This is a genomic window from Streptomyces sp. CWNU-52B, from assembly GCF_047444975.1.
Taxonomy (GTDB): domain Bacteria; phylum Actinomycetota; class Actinomycetes; order Streptomycetales; family Streptomycetaceae; genus Streptomyces.
This window is the reverse complement of record NZ_JBLFJV010000027.1, coordinates 13,438-25,297: the sequence shown is the minus strand read 5'-3', so window position 1 is coordinate 25,297 and position 11,860 is coordinate 13,438. Positions and strand designations below refer to the sequence as shown.

Below are 11,860 nucleotides of genomic sequence, written 5' to 3'. Positions count from 1 at the left end.
CACCGCACCGGGCCCGGCTCAGCCGCCGAAGTCGATGCGCCGCAGGACGTCCGCGGCAGCCCGGTCGACGAGCACCGCGGAACCGCAGCCCTCCGGGAGGTCGCCCTTCTCCACGGACCTCAGCAGCCGGGCCACCGCGCCGCGGTGCCGCGCGAACGCGTACCGCGAGACCCCCCGGCCGCGCTCGCGCTGGCCGTCCAGGGCCGTGCCCGGGTCGACGTCGAGCAGCAGCAGATGCAGGGTGCCGCCGCGGCGCCGCGCGTCCCGGGCGAGCCAACTGCGCACCCAGGCCTGCGTACCGCAGTCGTGCACGACGACGCCCTCACCGGAGCGCAGGGCCCGGCGCAGGCCCGCGTAGTGCGCGGCGCGGACCAGGGGCCGGTAGACCGCGTACGGCAGGAAGCGGGCGAGGCGGCCGTCCCAGCGGTCGCGGGTGTCCTGGGAGTCGACGCGCCGGCCGGTCACCGCACGGCGCATCAGGGTCGACTTCCCGCTGCCCGGCAGGCCCGTGACGACCACCACGTCGGCCGGTCCGAAGCGCAGACCGTGCGGACTGTGCCCCGCGCGCGACCGCAGATCGCGGACGACGGGCACCGGAAGCGGACCGCACGTCTCCCTGGCCGGGGCGGGTGGCTGCTTCGGCAGCGCGATGCCCGTGGTGGTCGCGTACGCCGTGGTCCTGTTCACCCTGATCGTCCTCCCCTTGGGGTCGGCAGACCCATCCCCCGTCGAGTGTAAAGAGAAGGTAATGCGCTGGTCCCCCTGTTTCTGTTCTTGTCCTGCCACAGCCCCGTCACAGATCACCGTCGACGCCCCTGCCACACCCCTGCCCCCTGTCCGGACACCGTGCGGACACCACGCGGCCCCCCGGTGAGGCCGGAGCGTGCAATGATGTGCCCGCCAACTGCATACCGGCCGCTTGAATCCGCGCGGGAGAGTTCCGGGGACATGTACACGTAGGTGTACGAGTACGAGTACCCGGGCGCCGAAGGAGCAAGTCCCTCCCTTGAATCTCTCAGGCCCCGTTACCGCGCGGGCGAGGCACATCTGAAAAGCGGGCCGTCCCCTGGCAGTCAGGGCGCCGGCTCCACCCAAGGTGCAAGTCAGTGACCACCACGTCCGCCGTAACCGGCCGTGGTCACGGCGAACCTCTCAGGTTCCGATGACAGATGGGGAGGAACGACCTCGCCGTCATGCCTTGGGAGCCCTACCGTGAGCAGCAACGCCACCGTTGAACCGCGCCGCACCGCGCTCGATGCCCTGCACCGTTCGCTGGGCGCGACGATGACCGACTTCGCCGGCTGGGACATGCCCCTGCGGTACGGGTCCGAGCGCGACGAACACCTCGCCGTGCGCGGCCGCGCCGGTCTCTTCGACCTCTCCCACATGGGCGAGATCACCGTGAGCGGGCCGCAGGCCGCCGCGCTCCTCGACCACGCGCTGGTCGGCAACATCGGCGGGGTGAAGACCGGCCGCGCCCGCTACACCATGATCTGCCGGGCCGACGGCGGCATCCTCGACGACCTGATCGTCTACCGGCTCGCCGACACCGAGTACCTGATCGTGGCGAACGCCTCCAACGCCCAGGTGGTCCTGGACGCCCTCGTGGAGCGCGCCGAGGGCTTCGACGCCGAGGTGCGCGACGACCGGGACGCGTACGCGCTGCTCGCCGTGCAGGGCCCGGAGTCTTCCGGCATCCTGCAGTCCCTCACCGACGCCGACCTGGCCGGCCTGAAGTACTACGCGGGCCTGCCCGGCACGGTCGCCGGTGTCCCGGCCCTGATCGCGCGCACCGGCTACACCGGCGAGGACGGCTTCGAGCTGTTCGTGGCCCCGGCCGACGCGGAGAAGCTGTGGCAGGCGCTGACCGACGCGGGGGCCGCGGCCGGGCTCATCCCCTGCGGGCTCTCCTGCCGGGACACGCTGCGCCTGGAGGCGGGCATGCCGCTGTACGGGCATGAGCTGAGCACCGCGCTCACGCCGTTCGACGCGGGGCTCGGCCGGGTCGTGAAGTTCGAGAAGGAGGGCGACTTCGTGGGCCGCGAGGCGCTGTCCGCGGCCGCCGCCCGCGCCGAGTCGCAGCCGCCGCGCGTGCTGGTCGGCCTGGTCGCCGAGGGCCGCCGGGTGCCGCGCGCGGGGTACCCCGTCGTGGCCGACGGCGCGGTCGTCGGCGAGGTCACCTCCGGCGCGCCCTCGCCGACGCTCGGCAAGCCGATCGCGATGGCGTACGTCGACGCCGCGCACGCCGCGCCGGGCACCTCCGGTGTGGGCGTGGACATCCGGGGCAGCCACGAGCCGTACGAGGTCGTGGCCCTCCCGTTCTACCGGCGCCCGGCCTGACGCTGGCCCACGAGCCCCGGACGCCGCTCCGGCGGACCGGGCTCGGGCCGGACGCCTGGGCCGCCCGACGCCGGCCGGCGGCCGTCGGGCGGGCGGACGGTTGGACGGTCGGCCAGAATGCACGGGTCGATCGAGATCGGTCGTCAGGCATCAACCGGAAGACACCACTCGGCCGGAATCCGTCAGCCGCCCCGGCCGACGACCACCGACCGACACCCTTCGACCGGGCGCCGGCCGGAAAACGTCAGCTGGACGACGCCGGTCGGCCGGAGTCGGCCGGCCGGGATCGGTCACCCGACTCCGGCCGGTGGACACCGGCCGACGCTCTCCGGCGGACGCCCGGCCGGAGGGTGTCGGCCGGAGACGTCGGTCACGGCTCCGGCCGAAGACATCGGACGGCGTCAGCCGGAAGGCGTCGGTCGGAAGGCGTCGGTCGGTCGGCGTCAGCCGGGAAGCTTCGGCCGGTACCCTCCGGTCGGCGCCGGTCGGAGCACCGGTCGGTATCGGAAGCGGTATCGGGCCGTGAGCGGCGGAGGCGACTCCGTTCCGTGCGCGGCAGAAGTGACCCCGGGCACATCCGCCCAGCTCACTCCCCCTCCCGTTGCATCAGCACTCCCCCTCGTGAAGGAGAATTCAGGCCATGAGCAACCCCCAGCAGCTGCGCTACAGCAAGGAGCACGAGTGGCTGTCGGGCGCCGAGGACGGCGTCTCGACGGTCGGCATCACGGAGCACGCGGCCAACGCGCTCGGCGACGTGGTGTACGTCCAGCTCCCGGAGGTCGGTGCCACCGTGACCGCGGGCGAGACCTGCGGCGAGCTGGAGTCGACGAAGTCGGTGAGCGACCTGTACTCACCCGTCACCGGTGAGATCACCGAGATCAACCAGGACGTCGTGGACGACCCCGCGCTCGTGAACACCGCCCCCTTCGAGGGCGGCTGGCTCTTCAAGGTGCGGGTGGCGGACGAGCCGAAGGACCTGCTCTCCGCCGACGAGTACACCGAGTTCTCCGGCTCCTGACGCCGGACGACAGACGACCGCCGACCGACACCAAGGACTCCTCACCGATGTCGCTTCTGAACACTCCCCTGCACGAACTCGACCCGGACGTCGCCGCCGCCCTCGACGCCGAACTGCACCGTCAGCAGTCCACCCTCGAGATGATCGCCTCGGAGAACTTCGCCCCGGTCGCGGTCATGGAGGCCCAGGGCTCGGTCCTCACCAACAAGTACGCCGAGGGCTACCCGGGCCGCCGCTACTACGGCGGCTGCGAGCACGTCGACGTCGCCGAGCAGATCGCGATCGACCGGGTCAAGGAGCTGTTCGGCGCCGAGTACGCCAACGTCCAGCCGCACTCGGGCGCCTCCGCCAACCAGGCCGCGCTCTTCGCGCTCGCCCAGCCCGGTGACACCATCCTCGGTCTCGACCTGGCCCACGGCGGCCACCTGACCCACGGGATGCGGCTGAACTTCTCCGGCAAGCAGTTCGACGTGGTGGCCTACCACGTGGACGACGCCGGGCTCGTCGACATGGCCGAGGTCGAGCGGCTCGCCAAGGAGCACCGCCCGAAGGTGATCATCGCGGGCTGGTCGGCGTACCCGCGGCAGCTGGACTTCGCCGAGTTCCGCCGGATCGCGGACGCGGTCGAGGCCTACCTGTGGGTCGACATGGCGCACTTCGCGGGCCTGGTCGCGGCCGGTCTCCACCCGAACCCGGTGGAGCACGCCGACGTGGTCACCTCCACCACCCACAAGACGCTCGGCGGGCCCCGCGGCGGGATCATCCTCGCCAAGAAGGCCTTCGCCAAGAAGCTGAACTCGTCCGTCTTCCCGGGCTTCCAGGGCGGCCCCCTGGAGCACGTGATCGCGGCCAAGGCGGTCTCCTTCAAGGTCGCCGCCTCGGCGGAGTTCAAGGAGCGCCAGCACCGTACGGTCGACGGCGCGCGGATCCTCGCCGAGCGGCTGACCGCCGCCGACGCCCGCGCGGCCGGGGTGAACGTGCTCTCCGGCGGCACGGACGTCCATCTGATCCTGGTCGACCTGCGCGAGTCCGAGCTGGACGGGCAGCAGGCGGAGGACCGGCTCCACGAGGTCGGCATCACGGTCAACCGCAACGCCGTCCCGAACGACCCGCGCCCCCCGATGGTCACCTCGGGCCTGCGGATCGGCACCCCCGCCCTGGCGACCCGCGGCTTCACGGCCGAGGACTTCACCGAGGTCGCGGACGTCATCGCGGAGACCCTCAAGCCGTCCTACGACGCGCCGGCGCTCAAGGCCCGGGTGACCGCCCTGGCGGACAAGCACCCGTTGTACCCCGGTCTGGGCAAGTAGTTCCGTTACGCACGGGGTCGCGCACACTGGAAGGTGTGCGCGACACCCCGCACGGCCGGCCCCAGCCCCCTCTCGCTCCACCCTGTTCTGAGGAGTCACCGTGGCCATCTCGGTCTTCGACCTGTTCTCGATCGGCATCGGCCCGTCCAGCTCCCACACGGTCGGCCCGATGCGCGCGGCCCGTATGTTCGCGCACCGCCTGCGCACCGAGGAACTGCTGGCCCCCGTGACCTCGGTCCGCGCCGAGCTGTACGGCTCCCTGGGCGCGACCGGGCACGGCCACGGAACGCCCAAGGCGGTACTGCTCGGCCTGGAGGGCGCCTCGCCCCGCACGGTGGACGTCGAGGGCGCCGACGACCGGGTCGAGAAGATCAAGTCGTCGGGCCGGCTCGACCTGCTCGGTGAGCACGAGATCGACTTCTCCTTCGACGACGACCTGCTGCTGCACCGCCGCAAGACGCTGCCGTACCACGCGAACGGCATGACGCTGTGGGCGTACGACGCCTCGGGCGCCGAGCTGCTGTCGAAGACGTACTACTCGGTGGGCGGCGGTTTCGTCGTCGACGAGGACGCGGTGGGCGAGGACCGCATCAAGCTGGACGACACGGTGCTGAAGTACCCCTTCCGCACGGGCGACGAGCTGCTGCGGCTGGCGCGGGAGACGGGCCTGTCCATCTCGGCCCTGATGCTGGAGAACGAGCTGGCCTGGCGCACCGAGGAGGAGATCCGCGAGGGGCTCCTCGGCATCTGGCGCGTGATGCAGGCGTGCGTGTCGCGCGGCATGTCCCGCGAGGGCATCCTGCCCGGCGGCCTCAGGGTCCGCCGCCGCGCGGCCATGTCGGCCCGCCAGCTGCGCGCCGAGGGCGACCCGGCGGCGCACGCCATGGAGTGGATCACGCTGTACGCGATGGCGGTGAACGAGGAGAACGCGGCGGGCGGCCGCGTCGTGACCGCCCCCACCAACGGCGCCGCGGGCATCATCCCGTCGGTCCTGCACTACTACGTCAACTTCATAGCGGGCGCGGCCTCCGAGGAGGAGAAGGACGACGGCGTCGTACGCTTCCTGCTCGCCGCGGGAGCCATCGGCATGCTCTTCAAGGAGAACGCCTCCATCTCGGGCGCCGAGGTCGGCTGCCAGGGCGAGGTCGGCTCGGCCTGCTCGATGGCGGCCGGCGCCCTCGCCGAGGTGCTCGGCGGCAGCCCCGAACAGGTGGAGAACGCCGCGGAGATCGGCATGGAGCACAACCTCGGCCTCACCTGCGACCCGGTCGGCGGCCTCGTCCAGATCCCCTGCATCGAGCGCAACGGCATGGCCGCGGTGAAGGCCGTGACGGCGGCGAAGATGGCCATGCGCGGCGACGGCTCCCACAAGGTGTCCCTCGACAAGGTCATCAAGACGATGAAGGAGACGGGCGCCGACATGTCCGTCAAGTACAAGGAGACGGCCCGGGGCGGGCTCGCGGTGAACATCATCGAGTGCTGAACCGACCGGGAGGATGGTTTCCGGGGCCCGTGCCCCGCTAGCATCGGGCGGCACGGCGGTAGCGGCCCACTCGACCGAGCCAGGGGAACAGACCAGCGGTGACAAGCGGGGCGGCACGGTTGCGGGTACCGGTGGGCGAGGACGCGGAGCGCTGGGTCACGCGGGTGGGCTGCCGCCGGGTCCTGTTCATCGTGCACAACGTGACGTCCGCGACCCGCCTGCTCGACGTCATCCCGCTGTTCCACAGCGATGTCCGCGTGCAGATGTTCGCCACCTGCACCGGTTCGTCCCCGTTCCTCGCGGGGGTGCCCGAGCTGCTGGCCCAGGCGGGGCTGCCCGTCCTGCCGTGGGAACAGGCCAAGGACACGACGTTCGACCTGGCGGTGGCCGCGAGTTACGGCGGTGAACTGGGCGCGATACGCGGCAAGTTGGTGATTCTGTCGCACGGCGTCGGCTACAACAAGAGGCTGGCCGCACCGGACACCGGACGATCGGGCTTCGGACAACCGGACGCCGAGCAGCCGGTCTTCGGGCTGTCGCCCGACTGGACTCTGCGGGACGGGCGTCCGCTCGCGGCCGCCACCGTCCTCTCGCACCCCGAGCAGCTGGAGAGACTGCGCGCCGCCTCTCCACAGGCGGCGCCCACCGCGGTGCTCGCGGGGGATCCGTGCCACGACCGTATCCTCGCCGCCCTCCCCCAGCGCGACCGCTTCCGCCGTGCCCTGGGTGTGGGGCCCGGCCGGCGGCTGGTCGTCGTCAGCTCGACCTGGGCGTCGCGTTCCCTGTTCGGCGGTGCCGACCTGCTGCCCTGGCTGCTGTCACGGCTGGCGACGGAGCTGCCGGCCGACGAGTACCGCACGGTCGCCGTCCTGCATCCGAACATCTGGCACGGCCACGGCCCCGGACAGGTCCATGCGTGGCTGGACGGCGCGCGGCGGGCCGGGCTCGACGCCATCGACCCGCTCGCCGGGTGGAGACAGGCCCTGATCGCGGCCGACTGCGTCCTGGGAGACCACTCCAGCGTCACCTACTACGCGGCGTCCATCGGCGTTCCCGTCCTCCTCGGCGCCTTCCCCCAGCAGGACCTCGACCCGCTCTCCCCGGTGGCCGCCCTCGGCCGTACGGCTCCCCGGCTCCTCCCCCGCGGCAGCCTGCGCGCACAGATCGACCGGGCCATCGCCTCGTACGAGCCGGGCCTCTACAAGGAACTGGCGGAGCAGACCAGTTCGTCGCCGGGAGAGTCGGCGTTCCTTCTGCGCCGCCTGTTCTACGGCCTCATGGAGCTGTCCGAGCCCGAGGAACACCGGGCGCTGCTCGACCCGCTGCCGCTGCCGCCGTACCTCCCCGCCCGCGTCACGGCACCGGTCCGGGTCCTCGCCCGGCACCTCGGCACCGAGCCGCCGGAACTCGCCCTCGTCCGGTACGCCGTCGTCGGCGACGGGCCCGACCCGTCGGAGGGCCCCGCGGTGCGGGCCGACAGCGCGCACACGGTGGTCGACGAGGAGACCCGGGAGAGCGGCCGGCTGAGCGTGGCCGACGTCGTCGTACGGCATGCGGCCCCGGACGATCCACGGCTCGGGCCGCCGGCCGTCTGGGCCGCGGAGGCGCTCGACCGCTACCCGTACTGCGGGCTGGTCGCCTATGTCGACGGGCCGGACCGCTGTGTCGTACGCACCCGAGAGGGCGAGCTCGTACGCCTGTCCGCCGCCGCGGGCCCCGACGGGCGGCCCGACCTGTGCGATCCGGCCGTCTACGCCTCCGCGCTGTACGCCTGGACGGCGAGCGGCCGGACCCTGGCACAGGCCGTCCCCGAGATCGGCGTGCGCACCGGTGCGGCCGTGCACCGCGTCACGGTCGAGCCGCTGTCCGCGTCGGCCCCGCCCACGTCCGTGTCCCCGCCCACGTCCACGCCGTGAAGGCGGTCTCTCAGGCCGCCAGTTCGGCCAGCCGGGCCCGCACCTGTTCGAGGCCGGTGCTGTCGCGGTTCTCCTCGAAGCACGCCTCGGCGGTGCGGAGATCCTCCGCCTCCTGTGCCGGGAGGCCGGCGCTGCGATGGCACCGGGCCCTCGCCAGGACGGCGTCGGCGAGCTGCAGACCCGCGCCGGCCTCGGTCATGGCCTCGACCGCCTCGTCCAGGCACACCCGCGCGAGTTCCACGTCACCCGCGGCCAGGTGCGCGTCGCCCAGGCTCATGTAGACCCGGCCCTCGTTGTAGGGGTCGCCGCCCGGCAGCCGGCGGAACTGCGCCAGGGCGTCGTTGAGCCGGGCCACGGCGGCGGTGGACTGCCCCTGCTTCGTCCGGGCGCGGCCGATGTGGTGCTCCAGCAGCGCCGTGGCCCGCGGCACGTCCTCCCACCCGTCCTCACCCGGGCCGATACGGCCCAGGATCTCCTGCGCCTCCTCGAAGCACCGCTGGGCCGCCCCGAACTCCCACTGCCTGAGGCGCAACAGCCCCAGCACCTCGACGGCGGTCGCCTCGCCCCGGTGGTGACCGCAGGCCTGATCCGCGGCCCTGGCCCGCACGAGGGCGGCCTCCGCGTCGGCCGCCCGGCCGAGTTCCATGTGGCCGAAGGCGAGTTGCACCGCCATACGGCCGACGGCGCGCGGGTCGCCGAACTCCGCCGCGCCGCGCCGCGCGGCCTCCACCCCGAGCAGGTGCGTGTCGATCCACTGGGCGTGGAAGCCGAGCAGCAGATGCAGGCCCCACATGGCTTCGCACAACTGCCACACGAGGTCGTCCAGGCCGTGGTGAGCGGCGGCCCGGATCACCGCCGCGAGGTTCTCCCGCTCGGCGCGCAGTTCCGCCAGCGCGTGCTTGCCGTCCGCCCGGTCGCGGTCCCGCGGGAGAGCGATCCCCCGGTAGGCGGGGCCGAGCCGCCAGCGCAGCGGCATGACCCTGAGGTCGGCGCGCGCCGCGAAGCGCAGATGTGCGACCGCCACCCGGCGGACCGCGGCCGCCATCCGGACGTGGCCGTCCTCGGTGACCGCGAGCTCGCGGGCGTGCGCACGGGTCAGATCGTGGAAGCGGTAGCGCTCCTCCCCGACCTCCTCCAGCAGATGCACGCGGGCCAACTGCTCCAGCAGCTCCCGGGCTTCGTCCTCGCCGACACCGGCGGCGTGCGCGGCACACAGCACGGTCACGGTCGGCCAGGCCCACACCGCGATCGCGCGGTAGAAGGCGGCGCAGGCGGGTGTCAGCTCGCCGTAGGCGACCTCCTGGGCGAGACGGACGGGGTCGGCGGTCGCCCCAGGCCCTTCGAGGGTTCCCTCCCCCATGGCGGAGCCTTCCTGGTCGGGACCGCGGAGCCGGTCGGAGAGCTGTCGCGCGACGCGCTCCCAGGTCAGGTGTTCCCGGACGGCCAGGCCGGCGCCCGTGGTGCACACCGCGAGGGGAATCCCGCCGGTGCCCTCCGCGACGGCCCGGACGACCGCGTCCGGCGCCGCCGGGCGGTCTCCTCCGACGACCCGCCTGATCAGACTGACGGAGTCCTCGGTCGACAGGGGGCCCAGGGCGAACGGCCGCGCCCCGTACCCGGCCACCAGGCGGCCGAGCCGATGACGGCTCGTCACCAGGACGAGGCACCCCGGCGAGGCCGGCAGCAAGGGAATGACCTGGGCGTCGTCGTGCGCGTTGTCCAGGACGACGATCATGCGCCGGTCGGCCGTGCAGTCGCGGTACAGATCCCGCTGCCGGGCCTCGTCGCCCGGCACCCTGCCGGGCGGCACCCCGAGGCGTTCGAGGAACCGCGCGAGCACGTCGGACGGCGGGAGCGCGGTGCCGGCCGACGCGCCGTTCAGGTCGGCGAACAGGACGCCGTCGGGGAACCGCTCCCCCAGCTCGAACGCGCACTGGACGGCGGCTGCGGTCTTGCCGATGCCACCGGGCCCCGTGAGGACCGCGGTCGTCGGCGCACCCGGTACGCGGCTCTCGGCCTCCGGCGACGCGTTGTCCGGCGACGCGTCGTCCGACAACAGCGCCGTGACCCACGCGAGCACGTCCGCGCGGTCGGTGAAGACCGCCGTCGCCGGCGGCAGCATCCGCGGACGGGAGGCACCTTGCGCCACCGCGGGGACAGCGCGCGGCGCCAGCCACGAGGCCTCGCGGACCCACTCCGTCACGTCACGCGCGAACTCGGGGGAGCTGCGGGCGCCTTCGGTCAGCAGCAGCGCGACCGCCGCCCGCTCGGACTCGGTGACGGGCAGCGCGGGCAGGACGGCCCGCGCCGAACCACTCGTTCCGCCCCCGGCGCCGGCCGCCCCGTCCCCGGTCCGGCCGCGGCGCAGCAGGTCGTACAGCCTCTCGGACGTCCGCCTGCCCATCTCCCCACCGGCTCCGGACAGCGCGCCGGAGGCGACCGTACCGACAGCTGAGAGGACCATGCCCATCAACGGCTCCACCCTGGACTCCCCCATGGATCTGCCCAACTCGCCATTGCCGCAATGGTATCGACGCGATCCGACCGACATGCCGGAACACGACCGCCCGCTCCCGTCCGTGCCGCCTACCCTGGTGCCGTTCCGGACCCGCGGGACGAGGACAGGGACAAGGACGAGGACACGAATGAGCGACACCGTCAGCACCCGTGCGCTCAACCGTGCTCTGCTGGAGCGGCAGTTGCTGCTCCGCCGCGACGACCGCCCCCTTCCCGACGCCATCGAGCAGTTGGTCGCGCTCCAGGCCCAGGCCCCCAACGCCCCGTACGTCGGCCTCTGGTCCCGGCTGGAGAACTTCGCCAAGGCCGACCTCACCGCGCTGATGGACACGCGCCAAGCGGTGCGGGCCAGCCTGCTGCGCGCCACGCTCCAGGTGACGACGGCCCGCGACTACCTGAGGCTGCGGCCCGCGCTGGAACCGGCCCTGGTCAAGACGATGCGCGGCTTCATGGGCAAGCGGGCTCAAGGTCTCGACCTGGCGGCCCTGGCCGACGAGGCACGCGCCCTCCTCGCCGAACGCCCCTACGGATACGGCGAACTGGGCGACACCCTCGTCAAGGGCCACCCGGACCGCGACGCGTCGGCGCTGGCGTACATCACACTGCGCTGCCTGCTGCCGGTGGTGCAGAAGCCGCCCGGTGGCACCTGGGGCTCCGGGTCCCGTGCCACGTACGTGAACGCGGACGACCGGCTGGGCTCCGCCCCCCACGGCGAGCAGCGGCCCGACGCACTCGTACGCCGCTGTCTGGCCGCCTTCGGACCGGCGACCGCCAAGGACGTCCAGACCTGGTCGGGGCTGACCGGCCTGGCCGCGGTCCTCAAGCGGCTGCGCCCCGAACTGGACGTCCTGCGCACCGAGGACGGCACGGAACTCTTCGACCTTCCCGGGGCCCCGCGGCCCGACGCGGACACTCCGGCGCCGGTCCGCCTGCTCCCCGAGTGGGACAACCTCGTCCTGTCCCACCACGACCGCACCCGGGTCATCTCGGACGAGGACCGCCCCAAGGTGTTCCGCCCGGGTGCCCGAGTCCTGCCGACGGTGCTGGTGGACGGTTTCGTCCGGGGCGTGTGGAGCCTGAAACGCGAACGTTCCGTCTCACGGCTCACCGTCGAGTTCTTCACCGAGCCGACCGCACACGACAAGGAGGCCACCGCCGCGGAGGCCGAACGCCTCCTGTCCTTCATCACCGACGAACCCGGCCACCCGGTGACTCTCACGCTCCGAACCTGATCCCGCCGCCTGGCCGCCCGGCCGCCCCGCCGGGCCCGCCCAGG

8 protein-coding genes and 1 riboswitch are annotated in these 11,860 nt (G+C 73.1%); of the genes, 6 read left to right on the top strand and 2 right to left on the bottom strand.

From position 1 onward, the window contains the following. Positions 1 to 18: 18 nt before the first annotated feature. On the bottom strand, positions 19 to 687 hold the full coding sequence (locus tag ACLVWQ_RS24735) for an AAA family ATPase (RefSeq protein WP_414111360.1): 669 nt from the start codon (positions 685 to 687) through the stop codon (positions 19 to 21). Between the two features lie 233 nt (positions 688 to 920). Beyond that, positions 921 to 1,041, top strand: a riboswitch (glycine riboswitch). 171 nt (positions 1,042 to 1,212) lie between these two features. Here ACLVWQ_RS24735 and gcvT point away from each other — a divergent pair. The 5 genes from gcvT to ACLVWQ_RS24710 all read left to right on the top strand — a co-directional run bounded on the left by gcvT (position 1,213) and on the right by ACLVWQ_RS24710 (position 8,067). Continuing rightward, the gene (gene gcvT / locus ACLVWQ_RS24730) at positions 1,213 to 2,340 is read left to right on the top strand and encodes a glycine cleavage system aminomethyltransferase GcvT (protein ID WP_414111359.1); all 1,128 of its coding nucleotides are present in this window, start codon (positions 1,213 to 1,215) and stop codon (positions 2,338 to 2,340) included. 640 nt (positions 2,341 to 2,980) lie between these two features. Further along, positions 2,981 to 3,358, top strand: a complete 378-nt coding sequence (gene gcvH / locus ACLVWQ_RS24725; protein WP_414111358.1) for a glycine cleavage system protein GcvH — start codon at positions 2,981 to 2,983, stop codon at positions 3,356 to 3,358. Between the two features lie 47 nt (positions 3,359 to 3,405). Next, the gene (glyA, locus tag ACLVWQ_RS24720) at positions 3,406 to 4,668 is read left to right on the top strand and encodes a serine hydroxymethyltransferase (RefSeq protein WP_414111357.1); all 1,263 of its coding nucleotides are present in this window, start codon (positions 3,406 to 3,408) and stop codon (positions 4,666 to 4,668) included. Positions 4,669 to 4,768: 100 nt separating this feature from the next. Then, the gene (locus ACLVWQ_RS24715) at positions 4,769 to 6,151 is read left to right on the top strand and encodes an L-serine ammonia-lyase (RefSeq protein WP_414111356.1); all 1,383 of its coding nucleotides are present in this window, start codon (positions 4,769 to 4,771) and stop codon (positions 6,149 to 6,151) included. Between the two features lie 98 nt (positions 6,152 to 6,249). Further along, a complete protein-coding gene (locus tag ACLVWQ_RS24710; protein ID WP_414111355.1) occupies positions 6,250 to 8,067 on the top strand; it encodes a hypothetical protein in 1,818 nt (605 codons plus the stop codon). Between the two features lie 10 nt (positions 8,068 to 8,077). On the opposite strand, the gene ACLVWQ_RS24705 is transcribed toward ACLVWQ_RS24710, so the two are convergent. Next, entirely contained in the window at positions 8,078 to 10,531 is a 2,454-nt protein-coding gene (locus ACLVWQ_RS24705) for a tetratricopeptide repeat protein (protein ID WP_414111354.1), read from the bottom strand. Between the two features lie 181 nt (positions 10,532 to 10,712). Here ACLVWQ_RS24705 and ACLVWQ_RS24700 point away from each other — a divergent pair, with 181 nt between their 5' ends. Continuing rightward, positions 10,713 to 11,816: a winged helix DNA-binding domain-containing protein gene (locus tag ACLVWQ_RS24700; RefSeq protein ID WP_414111353.1), complete on the top strand. Its 1,104-nt coding sequence runs from the start codon at positions 10,713 to 10,715 to the stop codon at positions 11,814 to 11,816. Positions 11,817 to 11,860: the final 44 nt, after the last annotated feature.